19 protein-coding genes are annotated in these 13,290 nt (G+C 42.1%); 9 read left to right on the top strand and 10 right to left on the bottom strand.

Features of this window, described 5'->3' with window-relative positions:
• Both WKI49_00970 and WKI49_00965 read right to left on the bottom strand, forming a co-directional pair.
• Nucleotides 1–290 (bottom strand): CrcB family protein (locus WKI49_00970; protein ID MEJ7621071.1); only part of this gene is annotated, 290 nt, incomplete at its 3' end.
• The gene (locus tag WKI49_00965; protein MEJ7621070.1) at nucleotides 275–589 is read right to left on the bottom strand and encodes a DUF190 domain-containing protein; all 315 of its coding nucleotides are present in this window, start codon (nucleotides 587–589) and stop codon (nucleotides 275–277) included. The genes WKI49_00970 and WKI49_00965, both read right to left, overlap by 16 nt.
• Nucleotides 590–638: 49 nt before the next feature.
• Between WKI49_00965 and nadA the strand changes: the two genes are divergently transcribed.
• Genes nadA through WKI49_00950 form a run of 3 tightly spaced genes read left to right on the top strand, consistent with a single transcriptional unit; the run spans nucleotide 639 to nucleotide 3,055 of the window.
• Complete coding sequence (gene nadA, locus WKI49_00960) at nucleotides 639–1,607, top strand: quinolinate synthase NadA (GenBank protein ID MEJ7621069.1); 969 nt, start codon at nucleotides 639–641, stop codon at nucleotides 1,605–1,607.
• Nucleotides 1,604–2,662 carry a flavodoxin-dependent (E)-4-hydroxy-3-methylbut-2-enyl-diphosphate synthase gene (gene ispG / locus WKI49_00955; GenBank protein MEJ7621068.1) on the top strand — a complete coding sequence of 353 codons (1,059 nt, stop codon included), beginning with the start codon at nucleotides 1,604–1,606 and terminating at the stop codon, nucleotides 2,660–2,662. Before nadA ends, ispG begins: the two co-directional genes overlap by 4 nt.
• 48 nt (nucleotides 2,663–2,710) lie before the next feature.
• A complete protein-coding gene (locus tag WKI49_00950) occupies nucleotides 2,711–3,055 on the top strand; it encodes a hypothetical protein (protein ID MEJ7621067.1) in 345 nt (114 codons plus the stop codon).
• Between the two features lie 14 nt (nucleotides 3,056–3,069).
• On the opposite strand, the gene WKI49_00945 is transcribed toward WKI49_00950, so the two are convergent.
• Entirely contained in the window at nucleotides 3,070–3,372 is a 303-nt protein-coding gene (locus tag WKI49_00945) for a c-type cytochrome (protein MEJ7621066.1), read from the bottom strand.
• A gap of 58 nt (nucleotides 3,373–3,430) precedes the next feature.
• On the opposite strand from WKI49_00945, the gene murI reads away from it, so the two are divergent.
• Nucleotides 3,431–4,201, top strand: a complete 771-nt coding sequence (murI, locus tag WKI49_00940; GenBank protein ID MEJ7621065.1) for a glutamate racemase — start codon at nucleotides 3,431–3,433, stop codon at nucleotides 4,199–4,201.
• On the opposite strand, the gene WKI49_00935 is transcribed toward murI, so the two are convergent.
• Genes WKI49_00935 through rbfA form a run of 3 tightly spaced genes read right to left on the bottom strand, consistent with a single transcriptional unit; the run spans nucleotide 4,118 to nucleotide 7,225 of the window.
• Nucleotides 4,118–4,684 (bottom strand): DUF4416 family protein, encoded by a 567-nt coding sequence (locus tag WKI49_00935; protein MEJ7621064.1) that lies wholly within the window; start codon nucleotides 4,682–4,684, stop codon nucleotides 4,118–4,120. The genes murI and WKI49_00935 overlap by 84 nt on opposite strands.
• Before the next feature lie 7 nt (nucleotides 4,685–4,691).
• Nucleotides 4,692–6,920: a DEAD/DEAH box helicase gene (locus WKI49_00930; protein ID MEJ7621063.1), complete on the bottom strand. Its 2,229-nt coding sequence runs from the start codon at nucleotides 6,918–6,920 to the stop codon at nucleotides 4,692–4,694.
• Complete coding sequence (gene rbfA, locus WKI49_00925) at nucleotides 6,905–7,225, bottom strand: 30S ribosome-binding factor RbfA (protein MEJ7621062.1); 321 nt, start codon at nucleotides 7,223–7,225, stop codon at nucleotides 6,905–6,907. Before rbfA ends, WKI49_00930 begins: the two co-directional genes overlap by 16 nt.
• 71 nt (nucleotides 7,226–7,296) lie before the next feature.
• On the opposite strand from rbfA, the gene rpsF reads away from it, so the two are divergent.
• Genes rpsF through WKI49_00900 form a run of 5 tightly spaced genes read left to right on the top strand, consistent with a single transcriptional unit; the run spans nucleotide 7,297 to nucleotide 9,678 of the window.
• Nucleotides 7,297–7,635 (top strand): 30S ribosomal protein S6, encoded by a 339-nt coding sequence (rpsF, locus tag WKI49_00920; protein ID MEJ7621061.1) that lies wholly within the window; start codon nucleotides 7,297–7,299, stop codon nucleotides 7,633–7,635.
• Nucleotides 7,625–8,053 carry a single-stranded DNA-binding protein gene (ssb, locus tag WKI49_00915; GenBank protein MEJ7621060.1) on the top strand — a complete coding sequence of 143 codons (429 nt, stop codon included), beginning with the start codon at nucleotides 7,625–7,627 and terminating at the stop codon, nucleotides 8,051–8,053. The genes rpsF and ssb overlap by 11 nt, the downstream gene beginning before the upstream one ends.
• 12 nt (nucleotides 8,054–8,065) lie before the next feature.
• Complete coding sequence (rpsR, locus tag WKI49_00910) at nucleotides 8,066–8,287, top strand: 30S ribosomal protein S18 (GenBank protein ID MEJ7621059.1); 222 nt, start codon at nucleotides 8,066–8,068, stop codon at nucleotides 8,285–8,287.
• An 11-nt stretch (nucleotides 8,288–8,298) separates the two neighbouring features.
• Nucleotides 8,299–8,742, top strand: a complete 444-nt coding sequence (gene rplI / locus WKI49_00905) for a 50S ribosomal protein L9 (protein ID MEJ7621058.1) — start codon at nucleotides 8,299–8,301, stop codon at nucleotides 8,740–8,742.
• Nucleotides 8,743–8,760: 18 nt separating this feature from the next.
• On the top strand, nucleotides 8,761–9,678 hold the full coding sequence (locus WKI49_00900) for a cytochrome c biogenesis protein (protein ID MEJ7621057.1): 918 nt from the start codon (nucleotides 8,761–8,763) through the stop codon (nucleotides 9,676–9,678).
• Here the strand turns inward: WKI49_00900 and WKI49_00895 are convergent.
• From WKI49_00895 to WKI49_00880, 4 genes are read right to left on the bottom strand one after another with little or no spacing between them, the layout of a single operon-like run.
• Nucleotides 9,675–10,889, bottom strand: a complete 1,215-nt coding sequence (locus WKI49_00895; GenBank protein MEJ7621056.1) for an HDOD domain-containing protein — start codon at nucleotides 10,887–10,889, stop codon at nucleotides 9,675–9,677. The two genes, WKI49_00900 and WKI49_00895, sit on opposite strands and share 4 nt — an antisense overlap.
• A 9-nt stretch (nucleotides 10,890–10,898) precedes the next feature.
• A complete protein-coding gene (locus WKI49_00890; protein MEJ7621055.1) occupies nucleotides 10,899–11,510 on the bottom strand; it encodes a riboflavin synthase in 612 nt (203 codons plus the stop codon).
• A complete protein-coding gene (locus WKI49_00885; protein MEJ7621054.1) occupies nucleotides 11,510–12,256 on the bottom strand; it encodes a dihydroorotate dehydrogenase electron transfer subunit in 747 nt (248 codons plus the stop codon). The genes WKI49_00890 and WKI49_00885 overlap by 1 nt, the downstream gene beginning before the upstream one ends.
• Nucleotides 12,253–13,230 (bottom strand): ABC transporter permease, encoded by a 978-nt coding sequence (locus WKI49_00880; GenBank protein ID MEJ7621053.1) that lies wholly within the window; start codon nucleotides 13,228–13,230, stop codon nucleotides 12,253–12,255. The genes WKI49_00885 and WKI49_00880 overlap by 4 nt, the downstream gene beginning before the upstream one ends.
• Between the last annotated feature and the right edge of the window lie 60 nt (nucleotides 13,231–13,290).

Here is a 13,290-nt window from a genome sequence, read left to right as displayed (position 1 = left end):
AACCATTCCCCGTTTAAAAGCATATAATAGGCTTCATAAAAGAGAGTGGAATAAGTAGAATATCCACCAAGCAAACCTGTTATAAGCAAAGCCCTAAGGTTTGGAGAAAGGTCAAGCTTTTCTACAAAAAAGGCAAAGAAAAAACCTATCAGAAAAACAGAGGAAAGATTAACAAGGAGCGTGCCTATAGGAAAGTCAATGCCTGCTTTTGTTTGAATAAACTTGGAAACCAAAAATCTCAAAACAGACCCAACCGCACCACCTATGGCTATGGCTAAGAGGAATACCAAAGGACTGCCCTCTCAAGGGTTATAAGACCAACCTTTGCCTTTTGGAGCAAGCTTTCTATGGCTTGCATAGCCTTTTGTTCCTCTTCTACAAACTCCACCACTACAGGCAAGCTGTATGAGAGCACCTCAAGACCTTCATAATGAACCTCTCCAGTAGTCCCGTAGCCCATTATGGACTTAAGCACCGTAGCACCACCGATTCCATACTCCTTTAACAGCTCAAGCAGTCTTCTGTATGCTGGCTTGCCCTCAAGCCTATCATCTTCCCTTAGAAATATACGAACGAGCACAAACTCCATATGATTTAAATCTTAACACGAGCCTTGGCAAGTAATATAATCTCTCATTATGCTACAGGTAGAACTCATAAAAGAAAGTGAGCTAAATAGTGAGGATATAAAAGAGCTTCAGCAAGAAGTCCGTAGGCTCGCAAGGGAGAAAAATGCGGTTATCCTTGCCCACTACTACCAAAGACCAGAGGTGCAGGACATTGCGGACTTTGTGGGAGACTCTTTGGAGCTTTCTCGTAAGGCAAGCCAAACGGATGCGGACATTATAGTCTTTTGTGGCGTGCGTTTTATGTGTGAAACCGCCAAGATAGTAAACCCCACAAAGAAGGTGCTTCATCCTAACCCAGAGTCTGGTTGTCCTATGGCGGATATGATAACCGCAAAGGATGTGCTAAGGCTAAGGGAAAAGCATCCAGATGCGGAAGTGGTTGCCTATGTAAACACCAATGCGGATGTAAAGGCGGTCTCTGACGTGTGCGTAACTTCCGCCAATGCCATTAAGGTGGTGCAAAAGCTCTCATCTAAAAAGATAATCTTTATCCCCGACCAAGCCCTTGGAAACTGGGTCAAAAGGCATGTGCCAGACAAGGAGTTTATCATATGGCAAGGTTTTTGCCCTCCACACTTTGAGTTTACCGCAAGAGAAGTTCAAAAACTAAAGGAGCTATATCCAGATGCCAAGGTAGCGGTGCATCCCGAGTGCCATCCAAAGGTTATAGAGCTTGCGGACTTTGTGGGCTCTACCTCTCAGATAATCAACTATGCTACCACCTGTGAAGCGGACAAGGTCATAGTGATAACAGAGGTGGGTCTAAAGCACACTCTCATGAAGAAAAACCCCAACAAAGAATATATATTCCCAGAGTCTATGAACTACTGCGGGACTGTTTACTGTTGCACCATGAAGGGCATAACTTTACCGAAGGTCTACCAAACCCTAAAGGAAGAGATAAACGAGGTGGTGCTACCAGAAGATATAATTGAAAAGGCAAAGAGACCAATATTGAGGATGTTGGAGCTTTCATGATTGCACGCAGGAAAACTCGTCAAATACAGGTAGGCTCTGTAAAAATAGGTGGAGATGCACCCATTGTGGTGCAGTCCATGACCTCTACAAAAACACATGACATAGAGGCAACCCTTGAGCAGATAAAAAGGCTTGCAAAGGCAGGCTGTGAGCTTGTGCGTGTAGCGGTACCCCACGAAGAAGATGTGGAAGCTCTACCAGATATCGTAAAAAACTCTCCTATACCGGTGATAGCGGACATTCACTTTGCACCCTCTTACGCCTTCAAATCTATGGAAAAGGGTGTGCATGGCATTAGGATAAACCCTGGAAATATAGGGAAAGAGGAGATAGTAAGAGAAATAGTGGAAGAGGCAAGGAAAAAAGGCGTAGCCATACGCATAGGTGTAAACTCTGGCTCTCTTGAAAAGGACCTCTTGGACAAATATGGCTATCCCTGTGCGGAGGCACTTTTTGAGAGTGCCATGCGTTGGTCTGAGAGGTTTGAAAAATGGGGCTTTTATAACTTTAAGGTCTCCATTAAGGGCTCTGACGTTTTGGAAAACATAAGGGCTAACGAGCTTTTCGCTCAACATACAGACATACCACTCCACATAGGCATAACAGAGGCAGGAATGGGTCTAAAGGGCATAGTCAAATCCTCTGTGGGTATAGGCATTCTCCTATATAAGGGCATAGGGGACACGGTCAGAGTTTCTCTAACCGACGACCCAGAGGTGGAGATAGAAACCGCCTACGCCATATTACAGTCCCTTGGTCTAAGAAGGAGAGGCATAGAAATAATCGCCTGTCCTACCTGTGGAAGAATAGAGGTAGACCTGCCAAAGGTGGTGAGAGAGGTGGAAGAAAAGCTAAAGCATATACAAAAGCCTCTAAAGGTTGCCATAATGGGCTGTGTGGTAAACGCCATAGGTGAGGCTCGTGAAGCGGATATAGGTCTTGCCTGTGGCAGAGGCTTTGCATGGCTCTTTAAAGAGGGCAAACCTATAAAAAAGGTAAGCGAAGAGGAGATGGCAAAAGCACTCCTTGAGGAGATAGAAAATATTCAGAGTTGACCTATATCACAAAGCCTCATAGGCTATTGTGCTAAATATATATCTACTATGACAGAAAAGGAAAAGTTTGAAAGAATGCTTCAAAGAGCTCAGCTTGTTGACCCCAATGTTCAGATAAACTTTGTCCTTCTTGACCTCACACCAAGATGGATGAAGTGTAGGAGAACTAAAAGGTTGGTTTTCCAGTTTCACAAACTTGGAGAAGAGGAGGGTCTCACCGCCTGTGGTATGAGGCTTGAAAAGTATCAGGTTTTGCCAGAAAGGCAGGAAAACCTTGTAATAACTCAGGTTAATATGATGTTGGGAGGTCTTGGACTTCTTGTATTTTTTGACCTATGTCCTAAGTGCTTTGGGAATATAAACAGATGTAATCCTTTAGAAGAGGGGGCGTAAGCCCCCCATTTGGTTTACTTTATGGACATTATCCATTGGGCAAGTTGTCTTGCCTCTGCGTCAGAGACGTTCTGCCTTGGCATAGGAACAGAACCCCAAACACCAACACCACCATTCTTAATCCTGCTTGCCAAGTAATCCACAGCATCCGCCCTGTTTGCATACCTCTTAGCTATATCCGGATAAGTAGGTCCTACCTTCTTTGCCCTCATGTCGTGGCATGCCATACAGCCCTTCTGCCTTGCAAGCTGTTCGCTGGCAAAGCCTGCCCCTACAAGACCCATGGCTACTGCCAAGGTTAAAGCAAACTTCCTCATGTTAAAACCTCCTTAACATTTTTACGGTATAATATTATGTCCCTAACATGAAAAAAAGATGAAAATTGGTCTTTTTGACTCGGGTGTTGGTGGACTTACTGTTCTCAAAGCTCTAAGAGATAAGTATCCAGAGGTTGACTTTGTTTACCTTGGAGATACCGCAAGGGTCCCCTATGGCAACAAATCCGCACAAACTGTTATAAGATACAGCTTAGAGGGTGCAGAGTTTTTGCTTTCTGAGGGTGTGGACCTGCTTATAATTGCCTGCAATACCGCAAGCTCCTACGCACTGGATGTTCTGCGAGAGAATTTTTCAATTCCTGTTTTTGGAGTGATAGAGCCAGGAGTCAAGCATGCACTTGATACTACAAAAAATAGAAGGGTTGGAGTTATAGGAACAAAGGCTACTGTGTCAAGTGATGCCTATGGTAGGCTTTTGAGGTCTAAGGGTATTGAGGTTTTTCAAAAAGCTTGCCCTCTCTTTGTTCCTCTGGTGGAAGAAGGAATCCTCAATGGTGATATAGCCCAAAGGGTAGTGGAATACTACCTTACAGAGCTAAAGGACAAAGATATAGATACTCTCATACTTGCGTGCACTCACTATCCACTGCTTAAACCTGTTATAGAAGAGTTTATGGGTGAATCTGTCAAAGTGATAGATTCTGCGGAAAGCACCGCACTTGAGATAATGCCCTTTGTGGAAAGGTCTGGTTCTTCAAGTCTTAGCCTATACTTTACAGACCATTCACCAAACCTTAATTTCCTCATAGAGCTTATCTTGGGTGAACCTATTGACTACAAGCTCCTTACTCTGCCTTGCAAGGCTTAGTTGCTTAAGAAAGTCTTCCCTTACGCTTTCAAAGAAGGCTTTAACCCTTTTGTCCCTGTAGTCTCCATAGGTCCAATACAGTGGTCTAAAGTGACCATATACAAAGAGATATTCCATTTCTCCATAGACTCCCTTTCCTAAATAAAGCCTGCCACCTCTTCTTTTGGAAGAAGCAAGCACAAGATGGCTTTCATCCACATAACCGGGGTCTATGTTGAGCCTTCTTTTAGAGTCCAAAGCATATTTTCTCTCCATATTCATAGCCCAAAGTTTAAAGTCCACAAGCTCCTCTTTTTTCATAAAACCCTTGATGCTTAGAAATCTCTTTAAGAGTCCCTCTCCCATCTCCTTGCCATAATATCTTTGCAAACCTTCAAAATAAAAGCTCTGAGAAACTCTCTCCACTCTAAGGTTTGAAAGGAAGTCTTCCAACAATTCTTCTTCCCTGTATAGTATAGCCATTATAGGTTTTGCAAGCTCCATAGCTTTGCTATCTTATAGCTTCTATTAACTCCCGCTTGGTCTTTTTAAGTGCTACCGCACCTTCCAAAAATAGGTTGTATGCAAGTATTATCTTATCGTCCACCATATAGCCTCTACGGTTATTTTGAAAGGTCTTCCTTATCCTTTGAAGTTCTTCTTTAGCCCTATCTGGGTTTAGTTTCCTGTATTTTGCTAACTTCTCAAGCAACAGCTCCCAAAAGTCCTCCCTTTTAACCATCTCCAAGAAGTTTTCTACTGGCATACCTATCTGTGGTGGTTCCAAGTTAAGCTCCTTGAAAACCTCCTTGATTATATTAGCCCTTATATGACCTATTCCCTTTATGCCTGCAATACTTGAATACTCTGGCTTTATGCCATACTTCAAAGCGTGAGCTATCTGAAGCAATTCAATACTTGAAAACCTGTAAAACTTGTGCCTGTTTATCTCCATAAGGTTTCTCAAAAGATGCAAAGCATCTGTGCCAAGGTAAGAAAACTCACCAGGTGGGTTTTTTATGTTAGGATACTTTACAGTCAAGCCTTCCACATAGAAAAGAAGTTGGTCTGTGTTGTCTTTAAAACATTCCTCTCCGCAAGGCAAAAGCATGCCTCTTACTATCTTCAAGTCTTCTAAAAAGCTTTCTGATGACTTAAGAAAGCTATAAAGCCCGTCAAACTTTTTCATATGCAAAAGGGGTCTTATGGTGCTTATTGGGTCAAGGTTTAAGCCTTTTCTTCTAAGAAACTCTTCAAAGCTAAGAGGTGGTATGCCTGTTTTTACACAAAATAGCCCCTTTTGACTTAGGTTATACCCTTCCAAATAGCCATGGATTCTTAAAAACTTTTCAATCCTCTCTATTCTCTCCTTGCTAACCTTCTTGAAAGAGTAAGTGTTTCTTAGATAGTTTTCGTAGTTTTTACCCTCATACATGTGAGCAAGCAAAAGGAAAAAGCTCAAGGCAGTATCCTCAGCCTCTTCCATTATTGCGGTAGTAAAAGGTTTTTCAAGAGCACACTCAAGCTCCCTTTGAAGGTCCTTATCTCTTGCACCATACACCAAAAGGTTTGAGTATCCCTCTTCTCTTATGCCAAGTCTTCCTGCCCTTCCTTCCATCTGGAGTATGTCAAGGCTGTCGGGTATACTCCTAAGCTTACCCTGTTTTCTAAAAAACTTAGCAAGAATAATCACTCTATCTGCAGGAAGGTTTACACCATAGGCAAGGGTTTGAGTGGCTATAAGAGTTTGAAGTTTTCCCTCTCTAAAAGCCTTCTCTATCTGTTCTCTTTCTTCTTTTGGTATATCCGCATTATGAAAGGCTATCTCCGGCTCTCTTTCCTCTTCAACTTCAAAGGGAAGTGTTTGGTTCATTATGCCTATTTTTTCTTCCTTTGCCAATTCAAGCATTTTCCAGCCAAGACTCTTTTTTGGAACAAAGAGTATAACTTGTTCTCCTCGCTGTTTGAGTGAAAACAAAGCGGTTAAAAGCCTCCCTGCTATAAGGTCCTCACCTTCCAGCTCTTTTCTTATGGGTTTGAACTGGGTAAGGTTCAGCACTTCTCTGTGCAATGGAACAGGTCGCCAAGCACTCTTTATAACAAGTTTTGCATCTATCCACTCAGACAACTCCTCTAAACTCGGAAGAGTTGCAGAAAGGCACAGCATGGCTAAGTCCCTTTTTTTGCATGCGGTTATTATCTCTTCTAACACCCACCTTTTACTAATCTGATGGACCTCATCTATTACCACCGCTTCCACTTCCTGCAACCACCTTGCAAAATTCCTAAAAGCATAAGCGAGGTTTTCATAGGTGCTTACAACTACCCTTGCCCTAACCTCTTTATAACTCTCCAATACACTATCACCAGTCCTCATTTCTACACTTTTGCCATAGTAAGTTCTAAACTCAACCGCTTTTTCCTTTACCAATGCCTTTGTGGGTGCAACGTATACCACTCTTCCCTCAAAGTTTTTCATAAAGAGATAAGCTATTAGGCTTTTGCCAGAGGAAGTGGGTGAAGACACAAGGGCGTTACCTCCCTTGTAGAGCTTATAAAAAAGGGTCTGAATAGGGTTCAAAAAAGGATAGGGTATCTTTGGGTCTACCTCAACCGCTCTTAAGAGTTCTTCGGACTTTACCTCATTGTCTCGGTTTGTAAAATACAGTAGCTTTCCAGAAGGTGGATTAACACTATATAAACTCTCTTTGAGAAGATAGGCGGTCAAAGTTTCTGCCATATTCTTTCCATTCTTTTGAGTTCTCTATCAAAAAGAAATTCAAGCTCTGGGACTCTCTTAAGCTTAAGGCTCTTTGCAAGTTGAGACCTTATATAGGTGCTTGCATGTCTGAGAGCAGATTCCGCTTCCTTTTCCCTACCTTCCTGAAGGGTAGTGAAGTAAACCTTTGCTTTTCTCATATCCTGTGAAAGCTCCACATAGGTTATCACCACATCTGCAAGCCTTGGGTCCTTTAGCTCTTTGAATATAAGGCTCGCTATCTCCTCCATAAGCAATTTTTCCAATCTTGCCTTTTTTCTGTCCATTATGATATAATTTTAGAGTATAACCTCGTTCCTGCCATAGAGCAGGGACCATTAAAGCCCAGGAGGTAAGGATGGCAAGAAGGTATTATAAGACCATAAGAGAGTACGAAAGCGTTGTGGTTTTCAAGCCTACTCTCACGGAGGATGAAGTTCAGAAAAGGCTTCAAGAATTAAAGGAACTTATCCAAAGGAAAGGTGGAGAGGTCCTAAACATAACAGATTGGGGTGTAAAACAGCTTGCATACCCAATACAGCGCTTTAACCATGGTAGATATTTCATAATCCACGTAAGGTCTCAAAATCCACAACTCCCTAACGAGCTTGACTTCCACTACAAGATAAGCGAAGATATAATACGTTGGCTAAACATACAGGTAAAGGCTAAAGAAGGAGAGAAGGTTGCTCAATAGGGTTATAATTATAGGAAGGCTGGTTAGGGACCCAATACTAAGGTATTTACCCTCTGGAACTCAAGTAGTGGAATTTCCTATAGCATACAACAGAAGATACATGGTAAATGACACGTGGAGAGAAGAAAGCCACTTTTTTGAGGTAAAAGCATACGGTAAATTCGCAGAAAACCTTTCAAATAGAGTATCTAAAGGCTATACTGTAGTGATAGAAGGTAGGTTAGTTCAAGATAGATGGGTAGATAGGGACGGAAGGACACAAAGTAAGATAAGGATATTGGCGGAAAGTGTAAGGATAATAAATAAACCGAGAATAGAAGAGCCAGTAGAGGAACTTCCTATCAAAGAGGAAGATATACCAGAGGAAGGCATAGAAAAGCAACCCTTTACTTCAGAAGACGATGAAATACCCTTTTAAGGAGGTTTTAAAATGGAAGTAATTAAGAGGACCGCAAAGAAGGTTTGTTATTTTTGTGAAGCTAAAAAGGACCCAAGCTATAAGGAATACGAAGAGCTTAGGAAGTTTATGACAGAAAGGGGTAAGATAATAGGTAGAAGGCAAACAGGTGTTTGTGCAAAACATCAAAGAATGCTTGCAAGAGAGATAAAGAGGGCAAGACAGCTTGCTCTACTACCTTATCTTGTAATATAAGGAGGTAAGTCATGAAGGTGGTGCTTATAAAGGACCTTGAAGGTTATGGAAGTTTTGGAGATGTTATAAGTGTTAAGGACGGTTTTGCAAGAAACTATCTTATACCCAGAGGCTTAGCTCTTCCTGCTACAGAAGAAAACCTCAGACACGTGAATAGTATCCTCTCACAAAGGGCAAGAAAACTCCAGAGAGAAAAGGAAAAGGCTCAAGAACTTGCAAAGAGGTTAAGTGGTCTCGTGCTGGAAATAGTTAGGCAAGTAGGTGAAAGGGGAAAACTCTTTGGCTCTGTAACTTCTCAGGACATAGCCCAAGCATTACAGGAGAAGGGTTTTGATGTTGACAGGAAAAAGGTTATGCTAAAAAACCCAATAAAAGAAATAGGCATATATACCATTACCCTAAAACTACATCCAGAGGTTAGTGTAGATATAAAAGTGGAAGTCAAACCTGCGTAATAGACTATATTTATAGCTATGAGGGAAATAACCTTTGAAGGAGAAAGGACTAAATCTCGTAGTTTTCTGTTGTGGCTTTCCATAGTGTTACTTGGTGGGCTTCTTGGAACCATCAAGTTAGACAACACCTTTTGGTATAAGTCCGCAACGCTTGCCTATGCTTTGTCCTCCATAGTTTATGTGAGCACTTTCTTTCTACGAGACAGGTTAGTGCAAAATATAGCAACACTTACCCTTTCTCTGGGTCTTATTCTAAACCTCGCAGGCATGGTAAGAAGAACCATTCAAACCTATGAGCTTGGCGTGCCTCATCCACCATGGAGCAACCTCTTTGAAGCCCTTACCTTCTGGAGCTTTGTGGTAGGCTTTATATATCTGTTTATTGAAAGAAAGTATGGTATAAGGCTACTTGGTGCCATTGTAGTTCCCGTAGTTTTTGGTCTGTCCGCTTTTGCCATTTTTTACGCTTCAAAAGAGATAGTTCCTCTTATGCCAGCCTTGAGGAGCTATTGGCTCTACTTTCACGTGGTCACTGCGTTTATAGGATACGCAGGTTTTACAGTAGGCTTTGGAGGTGCTGTTTTATATCTTCTAAAGGATAGGTTTTCAAATCTACCTCTACCATCAAAGGACTTACTTGATGAAATTACCTACAAATCCATAGTTATAGTCTTTCCCATATGGACCGCTTCCATAATATTGGGTGCTGCGTGGGCAAACGAAGCCTGGGGTGGATATTGGAGCTGGGACCCCAAAGAGGTATGGTCGCTTATAGTGTGGCTCTTCTTTGGAGCCTATTTGCATGCACGACAGATGCTGGGCTGGAAAGGAAAAAGAACCGCTTGGATGGTTGTTTTCGGCTTTATAACGGTGCTAATATGCTTCTTTGCGGTAAATCTATTCTTCCCAGGGCTTCACAGCTATGCAACCGACTAAGAAACGAACTTTTCGGCTTCAATCTGCGCTCCTTCTAACATTTTCCTAATATTCTCTGGTAAAGTTCCCAAAATCTTTGCTACCTTATCTATGGTTTTTTCATCCTTGTTATCTTCCAAAAGATCTATTAGAGAAAGAATAAACCCAAGAGGGCTCAATCTGTTTTCGTAGGCTTCAACTATTTCTCTGTCAAGGAGTAAAGCTCTTGCTATATCTTCTGGCTTTTGCCCTAAGATTTCCCCCGAGAGAGAAAACAGACCCATCAAGTAAGCCTTATCCTTCATTTCTTTTGCGTTTAGTTCCGCAATTTTCTCAGCAAGGCTCGCTCTAAAAATGGCTTTTTTCCAGAGCTCTTTCTCCTTATCCTCTACAAACATATCGGAAAGAGCGAGCACTATGGTAAACTTGGCAATATTTTCAAGTCCAAAGTGCAAAACCGCATCTTCCACACTACTAAACTTCCTTGCTCTCTGGGAATAGACCGAGTTTGCAAGCTTTAGAAGTTTGTATGTTACACCTACATCCTTCTCTATCGTCTCAATAACCTTCTTAATATCTTTGGATTTTATAGCGTCGTATATGCGTAGTATAGTAGACTTAAGAAAGGATATAGTCCTCGGATCCTTAACCAATGCAGGTCTTGAGAGATAAATTCCCTGAAAATATTCGAACCCAAGTTTATAAGCTTTTTCGTAATCCTGTTTAGTTTCTATGTTCTTAACTATTATGCCTTTTTTCAAACTTTTCAATATACTTATCACTTCTCTCAATTCTTCCTCTTTGTAAGGATTGTTTTTTATATCTATTTTAACAAAGTGACATTTATTGAGAAGTGGCAAGTAGTCTATTTTTTCAAAGCCAAAATCGTCTATGCAGAATTTAAAGCCCCGCTTTATAAGAATGTCAATAGCTTCAAAGAGTGTGTTGCTAAGTCTTTTGTTTTCAACGAGTTCTATTCCAACATACTGAGGTGATAGCAAGTCAAACATGGAAGCCTCAAGAAATATGGCTGGCACGTTTACAAAAACTAACTTACCATTTCCCACCCTTTGAGGTCCTATTTCAGTGAGCACGTCTATAGCTATACTTGTAGCCTTGAGTGGGTCAAAGTCCTTTGGGTATGCACCAGTGCTTCTATCTTGAAGAAAAACTTCGTAAAAGGCTATCTTTCCCTCTCTGTTGTATATTGCTTGTTTACATACTACGCTCATGCAATTATATTATAGTAGGTTATCCAATAGGTTTTGCAAATTACCACCCTTTAGCCTTTGAAGGTAGTTTACCACATACTTGCCTACTATGTCTACCTCCACGTTTACCATATCTCCTACTTTTCTAAACCTTAGGTTGGTATTTTGATAGGTATGCGGTATCACATTTATGTATATAAACCGTCTCTCAACTTTGTTTATTGTAAGACTTATGCCGTCTATACCTACAGAGCCCTTTTCTACGAAATACATTTCATAACCGGGTTTTATTTCAACAACTAAAGACCAGTGTTCTCCAGTTTTTTGCAGTTTAACTATGGGAGATGTAAAGTCCACATGTCCCTGCAGGATATGTCCACCGAGCCTGTCAGATAGTTTAAGAGCCCTCTCCAAGTTTACATAATCTCCTCTTTTTAAAAACCTCAGGTTGCTCCTGCTCAGTGTTTCTTCAGATAGGTCAAACTCCAAAATATTGCGGTCAATCTTTACCACCGTAAGGCATACGCCGTTAACCGCTATACTCTCTCCAACCACCACATCCTCAAAGCCTGCATCTAAAACAAGCCTTCCCCCCCTTAGAGCCTCCACTCTACCCACTCTCTCCACAAGACCCGTAAACATCAGAAAAGCACCTCCTCCGCAGGCAAAACTGGACCCTCGTAGCAAACTCTTTTGTAGCCTTCAGGAGTTTTCACCACACATCCAAGACACACACCCCATCCACATGCCATCCTACTTTCAAGGGAGAAATACATTCTATGTCCACTGTTTAAATTCTTCAAAGCCCTCAGCATGCCCTTTGGTCCGCAAGCATGGACAATCCAAGAGCTGTCAAAATCCTTTAGCACTTCCGTTATAAGACCCTTCCTGCCCTTGCTTCCATCCTCTGTGTAGAGTATGTATTCAAAGCCCTCTTCCTTTAGCCACTCTTCCATACCCAAATGCTCCTCAGACCTGCCCGCATAAACAAAGACAACTTTTTTGCCCTTTGCTCTAAGCTCCTTGCCCCATAGGCTAAGCCCTGCAAGCCCCACACCACCACCAAGAAGTAGATGCTTTTCGCCTTCTTCAGAGAAAAGCCCTTTACCAAGAGGACCAAAGGTCCAAATCTCTTCTCCCTCCTTTATTTTAGACAACAGCCTTGTCCCTCTCCCTAAGAGGTCGTAGAAGATAAGGATATTTTCACCCCTTACATCTGCAACCGCGAAGGCTCTCCTTCCCATAGGGTCAAGGCTCTTGGAAACCCTAAGCATCACAAACTGCCCAGCCTTAACGGACTTTGCGATTTCTGGTGCATGGAGCTCAAGAAGAAACAGTCTTCCCCTTACATTGCGATTTTCCACCACTTTGCAGAGCACGTCCTTCATTTTTTGCCACTCCTTAGGAGATTATCTCCAAGAAGGTTAAAGGCTATAACAAGGAGAAAAAGTGCAATACCCGGAGAGAGTATCCATGGATGTGCTACCACGAGGTTTACATTTCTTGCATCAGAGAGCATGTTGCCCCAGCTTGGAAAGGGTTCTTGAATGCCCAGACCCAGAAAGCTCAAAGAGGCTTCCGCCAGTATGTATCCCGGGAAAGAAAGAGTTGCGGAAACTATAAGATAGTAGTAGGCATTTGGCAAGATGTGGACTCTTAATATTCTAAGCGTGCCCGCACCATAAGTTTTTGCGGATTGGACAAACTCCTTCTCCCTTATGGAGAGCACCATACCCCTTACAACCCTTGCAAGTCCAGCCCATCCAAGAAAGGAAAGGATAAAAATAACCATAAGAAAAACATGAAAGCTTTCCATAGTGAGAGGGAAAACAGACCTAAGGGAGAGCATAAGGTAAAAGGTAGGTATTGCCAAAAGCACCTCAACAAGCCTCATTATAAGAGTGTCCACTTTTCCGCCGAAGTATCCAGAAATGCCACCTATTAGACTGCCGAGAAGGAAGGTTATGCTCACGCCCACAAGACCTATTGTCAAGGAAACTCTTGAGCCGTATACAAGTCTACTGAAAATGTCTCTACCCAGCTTGTCAGTGCCCAAGAGGTATATATGACATGGCTCTTCCACAGAGAGGAGCTTATATCCGTATTCTGTTTTTCCGAAAAATCTTAGCTTGCAGGCAACATTTTTGTCTTCCTCGTATACCTTAAAGAGAGGGTCTGTCATTCTGTAAGGGTGCACGTAGGGAAAGGTAGGACTTCCATCTTTGAAGAGGTGTATCCTTGTGGGAGGATGGAAGGGTGCGGTTCTGTTTTGAAGGTCGTAAGGATAGGGTGCAATAAAGTCCGCAAAGACTGCAAGAAAGAGGAAAAAGCCTATTATGGTTAGAGGAAAGGTAAGCCTCACAGTTTGAATAGTATAAAATATTTAAGCCATGAGTGTGCTGGTCTTTGTGAGTATGACACC

This window comes from Aquificaceae bacterium (assembly GCA_037722135.1).
GTDB lineage: Bacteria > Aquificota > Aquificia > Aquificales > Aquificaceae > Pampinifervens > Pampinifervens sericum.
Note: the sequence above shows the minus strand (reverse complement) of the source record. Positions and strands in the feature narration are given on the sequence as shown.